Source organism: Alicyclobacillus mali NBRC 102425, assembly GCF_001570745.1.
Classification (GTDB): Bacteria; Bacillota; Bacilli; order Alicyclobacillales; family Alicyclobacillaceae; genus Alicyclobacillus; species Alicyclobacillus mali.
On sequence record NZ_BCSG01000006.1, the window covers coordinates 37,330 to 50,132 of the forward strand.

A 12,803-nucleotide genomic window follows, 5' to 3' on the forward strand; every position below is an offset into this window, starting at 1 on the left:
GTGGACTTTGTGCACCTGCACGTGCATTCCGCGTTTTCGTTTCGCGAGAGCCTGTTGCGCGTGGAGGACGTCGTCCAGGCTGCCAAGGCCTGTGAGATGCCGGCTGTGGCCATCACGGACACCAACGCGATGTACGGGGCGCTTGGCTTCTATCGACGGGCGCGCGCGGAAGGACTTGCCCCCATTCTCGGCATGCAGATGTCGCTCGCAATCGGCGAGGAGGAAGTTGCGCCCGGGCGGGCGGCCGAATCGCTCGATACGGTGGTGGTGCTCGCCATGGGCACCTCGGGCTACCGCCGGCTCACGCGCCTTGCGACTCGCGCCCGCTGGAAGCGGCAGGTTCCGCACGTGACCATCCGCGAACTCGCGGAGTGTTCGGATGGGCTGGTGGTGCTCTGTGGTGGACCGGAATCGCGCCTGTTCGATCTCCTCGCCCGGGGCGAGACGGATGCGGCCGAGCGGCGACTTTTGCAGGTGGCCAATGCCGTGCCCGCCGGGCAGTTGTTCGTCGAAGTGCAGGATCACGGCCTTCGGCGGGAGCGCGAGGGACTGCCCGGGCTCATTCAGCTGGCCAAGCGCTATGATGTGCCGCTAGTCGCAACGCAAGACGTCCGCTATCTCGCGCGCGAGGACGCGCCGTGGCACCGCGCGTACGCGCAGCTCGCGCGGGCGGATGCGGCCGAGCGGTTCGCGACGGACGAGTTCCACTTTGCGACGAAGGCGGAGATGGCGGACCGGTTCGCCAACTTGCCGGAGGCCCTCGAGCGGACGGCCGAGATCGCCGAGATGTGCGCGCTCGACCTGCCGCTTCATCAGGTGCGGATGCCGCGCTACGCGACGAAGGACGGCCGGCCGGCGGACGAGGTGCTGCGCGAGGCCGCGCGCGCGGGCGCCGCGAGGCGGTACGGGGCCCTTGCGCCCGAGGTGGAGGCGCGGCTCGAGCGGGAACTGGATGTCATCTGCCGCATGGGCTACGCCGATTACTTTCTTGTGGTGGCGGACTTCATCCGACACGCGCACCAACAGGGCATCTCCACGGGGCCGGGCCGCGGATCGGCGGCGGGCAGCCTCGTCGCGTACGCGCTTCGCATTACGGACGTGGATCCCATTCGACACAAGCTTCTGTTCGAGCGGTTTCTGAATCCCGCGCGCGTGTCGCTGCCGGACATCGACACGGACTTCGAGTTTGAGCGGCGCGGCGAGGTCATCCGCTACGTGATGGAGAAGTACGGGCGCGATCGCGTCGCTCAAATTGGCACCTTCGGCACGCTGCAGGCCCGGGCGGCCTTGCGGGATGCGGGCCGCATGACGGGGGCAGATACGGCGCTCGTCGATCGCCTGGCGAAGCTCGTGCCGGGTGTGGTGCACGCATCGCTCGACGGGGCGTATCAGGAGTCCGCGGGGTTTCGGGAACTCGTCGACGGCAGCCCGGAAGCCAGGCGGCTGTTTGAGGCGGCAAAGCGGATTGAGGATCTGCCGCACCACACGTCGGTTCACGCGGCCGGCGTCATCATCTCGCCCGAGCCCATCGCGGACTGGATTCCGCTCGATCTCGCCGCGGACGACACGCCCGTCACGGCGTATCCGATGGAGGACGTGGAGGCGCTCGGGTTCGTGAAGATGGACTTCCTCGGCCTCAAGACGCTGACGCTCATCGATCGCTGTCTCGAGTCGATTCGCAAGCGCACGGGCGTGACCATCGATTGGCGGCAGGTGGACGAGGGCGACAAGGCGACGTACGCCCTGCTTACCCGCGCGGATACCAACGGCGTCTTTCAGCTCGAGTCTGCCGGCATGCGGCGCGTGTTGCGGGAGCTTCGCCCCACCAGCCTGGACGACGTGATCGCCGTCATTTCGCTCAACCGCCCGGGGCCGATGGAGAACATTCCCGCCTTCTGCGACGCGAAACACGGGCGGCGCCCCGTCACGTATCCGCACCCGGATCTCGAGCCCATTCTCGCAGACACCTACGGGGTCATCGTGTATCAGGAGCAGATCATGCAGATTGCGAGCCGGATGGCGGGGTTTTCCCTGGCGGAGGCGGATCTGTTGCGGCGGGCGGTGTCAAAAAAGAAGCGGGAGATTTTGGACGAGGAGCGCGCCCGCTTTGTCGATGGGTGCGTGCAGCGCGGGTACAGCGAGGATACGGCGCGCGAGGTGTACGATCTCATCGTGCGCTTCGCGGATTACGGATTCAATCGCTCCCACGCGGCGGCGTACGCGGTGCTCGCGTTTCGAACCGCGTACCTGCGGGCGCACTTTCTGCCGGATTTTCTGGCGGCGCTCCTCACGCTCTCGATGGGGGCGCCCGACAAGATCCGGCTTTACGAGCAGGACGCGAGGCGCCACGGCATCCAGGTGAGGCCCCCGTCGCTCCTGCGGAGCGGGCGCGGATACACCGTGGAAGAGGACGGGAGCCTGCGCGCCGGACTCATCTCCATTCGAAACGTCGGGGAGGCGGCGGTCGATCACATTCTGTCTCTGCGGGCCGAGCAGCCATTTGCGTCGCTGATCGATTTCCTGCGGCGCATCGAGCCGCGCATCGTCAATCGCAAGGCGCTCGACAGCCTCTTTGCGGCGGGGGCGCTGGACGAGTTTTTCCCAGACGACGCTACGCGCGACGTGCGCCGCCAGATGTACGAGGAGGCGCTTCTGCGAGCGGAGGAGAGTCGGCAGTGGGCGGCGCTGGACCTGTTCGTCGAAGCGGAGGCAAAAAATGCTCCCGACGCGGGCGGGAGCGCGCGAGCCGCATCCGCCAAGCGACTGTACATCCGGTACCGCAGCCGGGGCGGCGCGCAGGTGTTGCGGGAGATCCAGCGGCTGCTCGCGATGTCTCCCGGGGAGACGGAAGTCGCGCTCTACGACGCATCGACGGGTCGCGCGCGGCTGCTCGGCCCGCGCTACCGCGTCGAGGTGACGCAGGACCTGGTGGCGGCGCTCGAAGAGCGCGTGGGGCTCGGCAATGTTCGCCTGAGATGAGTTCATCAGCTCGCGCCCTGGTTTCTGCGTGCCCCTGTTCGGACAGACATGGTATAATGCGGCCAAGAGTGATTACGATGCTTGCTAGGAGCGTAAGAGCCATGTGGACGGTCATCTACATCGCACCGACACCTCAGCAGGCGGAGCGGATCCGCCTGAGGATGACGGAGGAAGGCTTCCTAGTCAAGGTGAAGAAGGCGCGCGGCGCGAAAGAGCAATACGAGATTCTGATTCCAGAGAGCGAGCTCGACGAGGCGCAGGACGTCCTGAGAGACATCCTGCACTCGTCGTTGTCGTGACGGCGCGCTTCGGGCGCAACAGCGGGGTTAAAGAGGTGGGGTTGTGTTAAAAGATCTGTTCAACCGACGGCGTCAGTACGTCACGGTGGGGACGGGCGAGGAGGCGCCTGAGGCGCGGCCGGCAAGGCCTGCGGTGGAGCGGGATGTGCCGAAGGGCCTCGTGCAAAAGTGCGATGGCTGCGGCGCGCTCATTTTGGCGAAGGAACTGCAGAAGCATCTGTACACTTGCCCGGAGTGCAATCACCACTTCCGAATCGGAGCGCGCACGCGCATCGAGATCACGGCCGACGAGGGGACGTTCCGCGAAATGGATGCGCGTTTGGCCTCGACGAATCCGCTTGGCTTCCCTCAGTACGAGGAGAAGCTGGAGGCGGCCATGCGCGCCACCGGGCTTCTCGAGGGCGTGGTGACGGGCGAGGCCGAGATCGACGGCGTGCCCATTGTCATCGGTGCGATGGATCCGGGCTTCATGATGGGCAGCATGGGATCCGCGGTAGGCGAGCGCATCGCGCGGGCGATGGAGCGAGCGGCGGAGAGCAAGCGCCCGCTTGTTTTGTTCACGGCCTCCGGCGGCGCGCGGATGCAGGAGGGCATTCTGTCGCTCATGCAGATGGCCAAGACCAGCGTGGCACTCACGCGGATGGCCGAGGCGCGGGTGTTGTTCATCTCAGTCATCACGCATCCCACCACGGGCGGCGTGAGCGCGAGCTTCGCGAGCCTGGGTGACGTCATTGTGGCGGAGCCGGGCGCCATGTTTGGGTTCGCAGGCCGGCGCGTGGTGGAACAGACCATGCGGCAGAGCCTTCCTGACGATTTTCAGACCGCGGAGTTCAACCTGAAGCACGGGATGATCGACAAGGTCGTGCACCGAAAGCAGATGCGCCAGACGCTCGGAGCGCTGGTGCGTATTCACACCGCTCGGGGGTGGGCGCATGGCGAATGAGCTGGATTTCGAGCGACCCATTGCCGAGCTGAAGGCGAAGATCGCCGAGCTCAAGTCGTTCATGGAGAAGAACGAGATCGACCTGCAAGGTGAAGTCGACAAGCTGGAGGAGCGGCTCAAGGAGCTTACGGAGAGCACGTACACGAATCTCACGCCGTGGCAGCGCGTGCAGCTCGCCCGCCAGATTGGCCGGCCCACCACGCTCGATTACATCCGCGGGCTGTGCGACGAGTTCGTCGAGCTGCACGGAGACCGCCACTTTGCGGATGACCTGACCATCGTTGGCGGCGTGGGGCTCATCGCGGGCCAGCCGGTGACCGTCATCGGCCCTCAGAAGGGGCGGGACACGAAGGAGAACATTCGCCGCAACTTCGGCATGGCCAATCCCGAGGGGTACCGGAAGGCGCTTCGACTCATGAAGCAGGCGGAGAAATTCGGCCGGCCGGTCATCTTCTTCATCGACACGCCGGGCGCCTACGCGGGCATGTCGGCGGAAGAGCGCGGGCAGAGCGTGGCCATCGCCGAGAACCTCCTCGCCATGGCCGGCCTCCGCGTGCCCATGCTGTCCATTGTCACCGGCGAGGGCGGCAGCGGCGGTGCGCTCGGGCTCGGAATCACGGATCGGATTTACATGCTCGACTACGCGTGGTACTGCGTCATCGCGCCGGAGTCGGCGGCCGCCATCCTGTGGAAGGACGCGAAGCTCGGGCCGAAGGCCGCCGAAGTGATGCGGCTCACGGCCAGGGATCTGCTCGATCTCGGCGTCATCGACCGCATCATCGAGGAGCCGATGGGCGGCGCCCAGAAGGATCCGGAGTGGATGGTGCGGAAGGTGCGGGAGGTCGTGATCGACGGGTTGCGGGAGCTTTTGTCCGTGCCTATTGATGAACTGCTTGAGGCGCGCTACCATAAGTATCGGCAAATGGGAACCTACGTCGAACGGCCGTGAAGCGGTGTCCGGCGCCGCCGGACTTTCCGCTTCTTCCTTTGTGTGCGTGCGCACGGAGGCGAGGTCGAAAGTTTCGCGAAGAGAGGGTTAGCCATGCGAAAGACGAAGATTGTCGCCACCATTGGCCCTGCGAGCGAATCGCTCGACATGTTGACCAAGCTGATTGAGGCCGGTTTGGATGTCGCCCGACTCAACTTCTCTCACGGTACATACGAAGAGCACGCCGAGCGCATCCGGCGCATTCGCGAGGCGTCGGCCCGCGTGGGCAAGCACGTCGGCATCATGCTCGACATCAAGGGACCGAAAATTCGCACGGGCAAGATCCAAGGCGGCCAGGTGGAGCTGAAGGACGGGGACGAAATCGTCCTCACCATCGATCCGGTCGAGTACGGCACGAACGAGCGCGTGTGGATTTCCTACGAAGGACTCGTGGAAGATGTGTATCCAGGCGCGCCGATTCGAATTGACGATGGGCTCATTGGACTCGAGGTCACCCAGGTCAAGGGCCACGACATTCACTGTCGCGTGACGAACGGCGGCGTGCTGAAGGACAACAAGGGCATCAACGTCCCCGGCGTGACGCTCAGGATCCCGGGCGTCACGGAGAAGGACAAGGCGGACATCCGCTTCGGCATCGAGCACGGCGTCGACATGATCGCGGCGTCGTTCGTGCGAAAGGCGGCGGACGTGCTCGAGGTGCGCCGAATTCTCGAGGAACACAACTATCAGGCCGACATCATCTCCAAGATTGAGACGCGCGAGGGGCTGGATCGGCTCGACGAGATCGCCCAGGTGTCGGACGGCATGATGGTGGCCCGCGGTGACCTCGGTGTGGAAATTCCGACGGAAGAGGTGCCGCTCGCGCAGAAGCGGATCATCGCCATCTGCAACCGGTACGGCAAGCCGGTCATCACGGCGACGCAGATGCTCGATTCGATGCAGCGCAATCCTCGGCCCACGCGCGCCGAGGCGAGCGATGTGGCGAACGCCATCTTCGACGGCACGGACGCCATCATGCTCTCGGGCGAAACTGCCGCCGGGCGCTATCCACTGGAATCCGTGCGCACCATGGCGCAGATCGCGGAGCGGGCCGAGGCCGCCATCGCGCACGACGAGGTGGCCTATCGGCACCGCACGGAGGTCACGCACACCGTGTCCGACTCGCTCGCGCACGCCGTGCGCACCCTTGCGGCCGATCTCGACGTGATCTCCATCATCACGGCGACGACGTCCGGTCATACCGCCCGCTGCGTGTCCAAGCACCGGCCCATGACGCCCGTCATCGCGGTCACGCCGTTCGATCACGTCGCGCGGCGCCTGACGCTCTACTGGGGCGTTCTCCCCGTGGTCGTGCCGGACATCGCGGGGACGACCGACGAGTTGCTCGCGAGTTCCGTTCAGGGAGCGCTCTCGACGGGCCACGTGCACAAGGGCGATCGCGTCATCATCATGGGCGGCATTCCCGCAGGCACCGCGGGCACGACGAACTTCATGAAGGTGCACACGGTTTAAGAGCTTCGCCTCGAGACCGGATACAGGTGCATGGCGCGGAATTCCCTGCTTTGAAGGGGAATTCCGCTTTCGTTTATGATGAAGAGCGAATGGCGCTGGCCAGGCGTCAGCCAGGCTTGGGGAACAGACCGCATTTGAACCGAATTTGAACAGTTGGGAGAATGATGTCCATGAAACGCGTGTTGTCGGGCATTCAGCCCTCTGGCACCCTGACCATCGGAAACTACCTCGGTGCGATTCGAAACTTCGTGAAGCTGCAGGGCGAGGCGGATTGTCTGTTCTGCGTCGTCGACATGCACGCCATCACGGTGCCGCAGGACCCGGAGGCGCTCCGCCACAACACCCGTTCGGTGGCGGCGTTATACCTGGCGTCGGGCATTGACCCTGCGAAGGCGACGGTGTTTGTCCAATCCCACGTCCCGCAGCACGCCGAACTCGGCTGGATCCTGCAGTGCTTCACCTACCACGGCGAGCTCGAGCGCATGACGCAGTTCAAGGACAAATCGAACCGCCACGAGGTGGTGACGGCGGGGCTCTTCACGTATCCCGCGCTGATGGCCGCGGACATTCTGCTCTACAACGCGCATCTCGTGCCGGTCGGCGAGGATCAGAAACAGCACCTGGAACTCACGCGCGACGTCGCGGGCCGCTTCAATCGTCGATTCGGAGACACGTTCGTGGTGCCCGAACCCTACATCCCGGAGATTGGCGGGCGCATCATGAGCCTTGAAGACCCGCAGAAGAAGATGAGCAAGAGCGACGAAAGTGCGAATGCGTACATCTCCATGCTGGATGATCCGGATACGCTACGTAGAAAAATCAGCCGCGCGGTGACGGACTCGGAGCGGGAGGTCCGCTTCGACCCGGAGCGGAAGCCTGCGGTCAGCAACCTGATGACCATTTATGCGCTGTGTGCCGACGTATCGCTCGAAGACGTAGAGCGGAGATTCGAGGGCCAGGGCTATGGGCCGTTCAAGAAGGAACTGGCCGAAGTCGTGATTGAGCGCTTGGCGCCCATTCAGGCTCGCTATGAGGAGCTCATGGCGTCGAGCGAGCTCGACGACGTGCTGCGCAAGGGGGCCGAGCGGGCGCGGGAACTTGCCGCGGCCACGCTCCGGGATGTGCAGCGCAAGCTCGGCTTTCTGCAGGTCTGAGCCGCGCCGGGCGACCCGCAGCGCGGGCGCAAGGAGGGATGCGGAATGCGGCTTTTGGTGGTGGAGGACGAGGCGGCGCTGCAGCGGGAGCTCGTGAAGCTGTTTCAGCAGCGCGGCTACACTGTGGACGCCGTCGACACGGTGTTCGCGGCGGTGGAGCACGGGATGAGCGGCGCGTACGACTGCATCGTGCTCGATTACATGCTGCCGGACGGGGACGGTATTGAGGCGCTCACGCAATTGCGCGAGGCGGGGTGCACCACCCCCATCCTCATGCTCACGGTGAAGAATGATCCAAAGGATCGCGTGCTGGGGCTCAACAAGGGCGCGGACGACTATCTGGGCAAGCCGTTCCATCCTGACGAACTTCTGGCCCGAGTGGGGGCGCTCGTCCGCCGCTCGCCCGCGCTTACCGACGACGAGGTGCTCGAGCACGGGCGCGCGAAACTGCACACGCGGTCGCGCAGCCTCGAGTACGAAGGGCGCACGCTCGAGCTCACGAGCAAGGAGTTCGCACTGATGGAGGCGCTCTTTCGCCACAAGCACCAGGTCATGACGCGAGACCAGCTCATTGCCAAGGTCTGGGGACCGGACGCGGAGGTGGCGGACAGCGCCCTTGACACCTATATCTACTTTCTGCGCAGGAAGTGTTCCAACATCGGCTGGAAAAACGCCATTGTCACCGTGCGCGGCCGGGGCTATGCGCTGCAGCCGGAGGGCGAGTGACCCATGTTCCGCCGCATGTATGTCACCGTGGCGAGCCTGCTCATCGTGAGCACGGGGCTTCTCCTCGTCCTCGTCGGTCTCGCGGTGTATCGAGAGCTCACGAACGACGTGGCGCGCGACGCGGAACAGGCGATGGCGGACGCCGTTCCCGCCGTGGAGCGGGCGCTCACCGAGAGCGTGTACCGGGACGGACTCGGGCCCCCCGTCCGGGACGATCTCGGCAACACCATCTTCTACTACGCCGTGGGCCCAGCGGCCGTCGCCCATTCGCCGCACGCGCCGGTGCCGTTCTCCGTCGTGCACGGCGAGGCGGTGCTCAAGCACTTCGTGACGTTCACGTACGACAACGAGCCGTATCGGCTGTACACCGTGGTCGTGCCGGATCCCACCGTCGAGCCCGACCTGATTCAGACCGCCGTCGGCCGAACGGGGGGGACCTCACCTGAGGGACTTCTCGCCACCAGCGCATTGAAATCCGCTGTGCGGGCGATAGGGGATGGAAATGCAGCCGCCCTTGCGCCGACGCGATCGACCGTTGTGCTCTACATGTACTGTCTCATCACGCAGGAAAGGTCCATGCTCACGCACACGCTCCACCTGATGGAATTCATCGGCGGCGCGGGATTCCTGCTCGCTCTCGCGGGCGATCTCGTCCTGGCCCGGCGGCTCGTCCAGCCCGCTTTCCAGACGTGGGCCGCTTACCAGGAGGCGGTGCTGGAGCTGTCGCACGAGCTCCAGACGCCCATCGCCACCGCGAGCGCGATGCTCGCCAACCGCGAGGTGCCCGAGGACGCTGCCAACGAAATCAGGCGCGAGCTGGACCGCGCGTCCAAGATGATCTCGGACATGCTTTACCTCTCGAAGCTGCGCTCAGGCTTGGTTGACGATCCGCCGGAACCGGTGGCGGTGTCGGATCTCACGCCGGAAATTGCCGAGCGGTATCAGCCTGTCGCGCGCGCGGAGGGCATCGAGCTTCGAGGACAGGCCGAAGAGGGGCTCTTCGTCTACACCAACCAGGCTGAGTGGGAGCGGCTGGTGAGCACGCTGCTGAAAAACGTGATCGACCACGCCAGGCGCCCGTCGACCGCCGTCTGGTCCCTGTATCGGCAAGGGCAGTGGGCGGTGCTTGCGGTCGAGAACGACGTGGCAGAGCGTGCGGGAGAAAGACCTCGCGCGCCGGAGCGCGGTGTGGGACTGCAGATTGTCGAGCGGCTCGTCCACCGGATGCGCGGGCGTTTGCGCATCGACTCGGACGAAGATCGATTTTTTGTCGAGTTGCACGTGCCGCTGTTGCGCCCGCATTGAGAGCGATTGCATGAGCGGGCCGGCGTGCTATATGATGGGTGAGGATGCACTGCGAGACAAGGGCGGGCGGCGGCAAGCTGCGCCGCTTCTTGTTGCGCACGGTCATCGAGAGAGAACGCATCGAGATTGGGAGGGCCTGCCATGCCGACGTTTGAGAGGTATCAACTGCCAACGGAGGGCGAACCCATTGCGTTGGTGGACGGGAAATTGAACGTGCCGGATCACCCAATTATTCCGTTTATCGAAGGAGACGGCACAGGGCCGGATATCTGGCGGGCGTCGCAGCGCGTGTTCGACGCCGCCGTCGAGAAGGCGTATGGCGGTAAGCGCAAGATCGCCTGGTACGAGGTGTACGCTGGCGAGAAGGCATACAACATGTTTGGCGAATGGCTGCCGCAGGATACGTTGACCGCGCTGTCGGAATATATCGTCAGCATCAAGGGGCCCTTGACCACGCCGGTGGGCGGCGGCATCCGTTCGCTGAACGTGGCGGTCCGCCAGGAGCTGGACCTGTACGTCTGCCAGCGCCCAGTGCGTTACTTCCAAGGCGTTCCTTCGCCCGTGAAACATCCTGAACTCGTGGACATGGTGATTTTCCGCGAAAACTCGGAGGACATTTACGCCGGGATCGAGTGGCAGGCGGGCACGCCTGAGGTGCAGAAGGTCATCGAGTTCCTCCAGAAGGAGATGGGTGTCAAGAAGATCCGCTTCCCGGAGACGTCCGGCATCGGCGTGAAGCCCGTCTCCCGCGAGGGCACGGACCGCCTCGTTCGGGCTGCCATCGAATACGCCCTGCGCCACAAGCGCAAGAGCGTCACGCTCGTCCACAAGGGCAACATCATGAAGTTCACCGAGGGCGCGTTCAAGAACTGGGGCTACGAGCTCGCCGAGCGCGAATTCTCGGACAAGGTGTTCACGTGGGCGCAGTATGACCGCATCAAGGCCGACAAGGGCCAGGAGGCCGCGGACGCCGCCCAGAAGGAGGCCGTGGAGGCCGGGAAGATCATCGTGAAGGACGTGATCGCCGACGCCTTCCTGCAGCAGATCCTTACGCGTCCGGCCGAGTACGACGTCATCGCCACCCTCAACCTGAATGGCGACTATATCTCGGACGCGCTCGCCGCGCAGGTCGGCGGCATTGGCATTGCGCCGGGCGCCAACATTAACTATGAAACGGGGCACGCGGTCTTCGAGGCGACGCACGGTACGGCGCCGAAGTACGCGGGGCTCGACAAGGTGAACCCGGGCTCGGTGATTCTCTCGGGCGTCATGATGTTCGAGTACATGGGCTGGCAAGAGGCTGCTGATCTCATCACCCGCGCGATGGAGAAGACCATTGCGCAGAAGACCGTCACGTACGACTTTGCCCGCCTGATGGAGGGCGCGACCGAGGTGAAGTGCTCCGAGTTCGGCGATCACATCATCAAAAATATGGACTGAGGAGCGGTTCGCATGTTGGAGAGGAAGAAAATCTCGGTGATCGGCGCCGGATTCACGGGCGCCACCACGGCGTTTTTGCTGGCGGCCAAGGAACTTGGTGACGTGGTCCTCGTGGACATCCCGTCGCTCGAAAATCCCACCAAAGGCAAGGCGCTCGACATGCTCGAGGCCATGCCCGTGCTCGGGAGCGATGCCCACGTCGTGGGGACGTCCGATTACGAGGACACGGCCGGATCGGACCTCGTCATCATCACGGCGGGATTGCCCCGCAAACCCGGGATGAGCCGGGACGATCTCGTCAACACCAACGCGAACATCGTGAAGTCGGTCACCGAGCAGGTGGTGCGGTACTCGCCGGACGCCTGTCTCATCGTCCTCTCCAACCCCGTGGACGCCATGACGTACGTGGCGTACAAGACGAGCGGATTTCCGAAGCAGCGCGTCATCGGGCAGGCAGGCGTGCTCGACACGGCCCGCTTCAACACGTTTGTGGCGATGGAGCTCGGCGTGTCCGTGGAGGACGTGCGCGGCTTTGTCCTCGGCGTGCATGGCGACCACATGGTGCCGCTCGTCCGCTACGCGAACGTCGGCGGCGTGCCGCTTGAAAAGCTGCTCCCGAAGGAGCGGATTGACGCCATCGTCGAGCGCACCCGGAACGGGGGCGGCGAAATTGTCAGCCTGATGGGCAACGCGAGCGCGTATTACGCCCCGGCCGCATCGCTGCTGCAGATGGCGGAGTCCATTCTGAAGGATAAGCGGCGTGTGTTGCCCGCCATCGCGTATCTCGAAGGAGAATACGGCTATCGGGATCTCACGCTCGGCGTTCCGACGGTGCTCGGCAAAGGCGGGATTGAACGCATCCTGGAACTCGATCTTCTGCCGGAGGAAAAGGCGGCGCTCGACAAGTCCGCCGAGTCCGTGCGCAGGCTGATCTCCGTGATCTCCTGATCTGAAGCAGACGGGCGAAAGCCAAGGGGCCTGTGTCCCTTGGCTTTCGCTTTTAGACGGTGCGGGTCGAGCGCTCGAACGCCCTCAGACGTTCGCCTTGCCGACGGCAGGACTCCTCGTGCACGAGTGTCCAGAGCGCCGAGAGGAAGGGCGGGTTCAGCCCAAGCGCGGCACCCGCTTCAAGGTAGCGAGCCCGCACCTCCTGGGCGCGATCGGGTTGTACCACCGCTTGACGCCGGAGTGCCTTGTGTTCGGCAATTTCGTCGGCGATGGCGAAGCGCCGGGCCAAGAATGTAAGAATTTGTTCGTCGATGGCATCAATGGCGCGGCGCAGGTCGCGAAGTTCTTCGTCCAGTGGGCGCTGCACGCAGGCTCGCTCCTTTCCTGTGTTGTGGCGGGCAGGTGTGTGCATCAACGCAAAAACGCCCGCCCCCATAGGGGCGAGCGTTGCTCGCGGTACCACCCTGCGACGGGTGTCTGCGCACCCGCCTTTCACTTCGTTGGGATAACGATGGGCGTTCGCCCACCGGCGCTGGCTACTTGCGGCG

General features: G+C 64.6%; 11 protein-coding genes. 10 read left to right on the forward strand and 1 reads right to left on the reverse strand.

What is annotated here, in order from left to right; all coding sequences use genetic code 11:
• The 10 genes from dnaE (at position 1) to mdh (ending at position 12,255) form a co-directional block, all read left to right on the forward strand.
• Positions 1 to 2,979: a DNA polymerase III subunit alpha gene (gene dnaE / locus AMA01_RS03485; protein WP_067847517.1), complete on the forward strand. Its 2,979-nt coding sequence runs from the start codon at positions 1 to 3 to the stop codon at positions 2,977 to 2,979.
• 101 nt (positions 2,980 to 3,080) lie between these two features.
• Positions 3,081 to 3,278: a glutamate decarboxylase gene (locus tag AMA01_RS03490; RefSeq protein WP_067847374.1), complete on the forward strand. Its 198-nt coding sequence runs from the start codon at positions 3,081 to 3,083 to the stop codon at positions 3,276 to 3,278.
• Positions 3,279 to 3,321: 43 nt separating this feature from the next.
• Positions 3,322 to 4,221 carry an acetyl-CoA carboxylase, carboxyltransferase subunit beta gene (accD, locus tag AMA01_RS03495; RefSeq protein ID WP_067847377.1) on the forward strand — a complete coding sequence of 300 codons (900 nt, stop codon included), beginning with the start codon at positions 3,322 to 3,324 and terminating at the stop codon, positions 4,219 to 4,221.
• Positions 4,211 to 5,170 carry an acetyl-CoA carboxylase carboxyltransferase subunit alpha gene (locus AMA01_RS03500; protein WP_067847380.1) on the forward strand — a complete coding sequence of 320 codons (960 nt, stop codon included), beginning with the start codon at positions 4,211 to 4,213 and terminating at the stop codon, positions 5,168 to 5,170. The genes accD and AMA01_RS03500 overlap by 11 nt, the downstream gene beginning before the upstream one ends.
• Before the next feature lie 93 nt (positions 5,171 to 5,263).
• Positions 5,264 to 6,682, forward strand: coding sequence for a pyruvate kinase (gene pyk, locus AMA01_RS03505; RefSeq protein WP_067847383.1), 1,419 nt, complete (start codon positions 5,264 to 5,266; stop codon positions 6,680 to 6,682).
• 170 nt (positions 6,683 to 6,852) lie between these two features.
• Positions 6,853 to 7,836 carry a tryptophan--tRNA ligase gene (gene trpS / locus AMA01_RS03510; RefSeq protein ID WP_082743930.1) on the forward strand — a complete coding sequence of 328 codons (984 nt, stop codon included), beginning with the start codon at positions 6,853 to 6,855 and terminating at the stop codon, positions 7,834 to 7,836.
• A 45-nt stretch (positions 7,837 to 7,881) separates the two neighbouring features.
• Positions 7,882 to 8,562, forward strand: coding sequence for a response regulator transcription factor (locus AMA01_RS03515; RefSeq protein WP_067847386.1), 681 nt, complete (start codon positions 7,882 to 7,884; stop codon positions 8,560 to 8,562).
• A 3-nt stretch (positions 8,563 to 8,565) separates the two neighbouring features.
• Complete coding sequence (locus tag AMA01_RS03520; RefSeq protein WP_067847389.1) at positions 8,566 to 9,867, forward strand: sensor histidine kinase; 1,302 nt, start codon at positions 8,566 to 8,568, stop codon at positions 9,865 to 9,867.
• Positions 9,868 to 10,008: 141 nt separating this feature from the next.
• A complete protein-coding gene (gene icd, locus AMA01_RS03525; protein ID WP_067847392.1) occupies positions 10,009 to 11,307 on the forward strand; it encodes an NADP-dependent isocitrate dehydrogenase in 1,299 nt (432 codons plus the stop codon).
• Positions 11,308 to 11,319: 12 nt separating this feature from the next.
• Positions 11,320 to 12,255, forward strand: coding sequence for a malate dehydrogenase (gene mdh / locus AMA01_RS03530; RefSeq protein ID WP_067847395.1), 936 nt, complete (start codon positions 11,320 to 11,322; stop codon positions 12,253 to 12,255).
• A 52-nt stretch (positions 12,256 to 12,307) separates the two neighbouring features.
• Here mdh and AMA01_RS03535 read toward each other — a convergent pair whose 3' ends face one another.
• Positions 12,308 to 12,622, reverse strand: a complete 315-nt coding sequence (locus tag AMA01_RS03535) for a chorismate mutase (protein ID WP_067847398.1) — start codon at positions 12,620 to 12,622, stop codon at positions 12,308 to 12,310.
• Between the last annotated feature and the right edge of the window lie 181 nt (positions 12,623 to 12,803).

What these genes read in the sequence shown, in the direction of transcription:
- AMA01_RS03490 (WP_067847374.1), top strand. Translation starts at nt 3,081, where the DNA reads ATGTGGACGGTCATCTACATCGCACCGACACCTCAGCAGGCGGAGCGG.
- AMA01_RS03500 (WP_067847380.1), top strand. Translation starts at nt 4,211, where the DNA reads ATGGCGAATGAGCTGGATTTCGAGCGACCCATTGCCGAGCTGAAGGCG.
- pyk (WP_067847383.1), top strand. Translation starts at nt 5,264, where the DNA reads ATGCGAAAGACGAAGATTGTCGCCACCATTGGCCCTGCGAGCGAATCG.
- trpS (WP_082743930.1), top strand. Translation starts at nt 6,853, where the DNA reads ATGAAACGCGTGTTGTCGGGCATTCAGCCCTCTGGCACCCTGACCATC.
- AMA01_RS03515 (WP_067847386.1), top strand. Translation starts at nt 7,882, where the DNA reads ATGCGGCTTTTGGTGGTGGAGGACGAGGCGGCGCTGCAGCGGGAGCTC.
- AMA01_RS03520 (WP_067847389.1), top strand. Translation starts at nt 8,566, where the DNA reads ATGTTCCGCCGCATGTATGTCACCGTGGCGAGCCTGCTCATCGTGAGC.
- icd (WP_067847392.1), top strand. Translation starts at nt 10,009, where the DNA reads ATGCCGACGTTTGAGAGGTATCAACTGCCAACGGAGGGCGAACCCATT.
- mdh (WP_067847395.1), top strand. Translation starts at nt 11,320, where the DNA reads ATGTTGGAGAGGAAGAAAATCTCGGTGATCGGCGCCGGATTCACGGGC.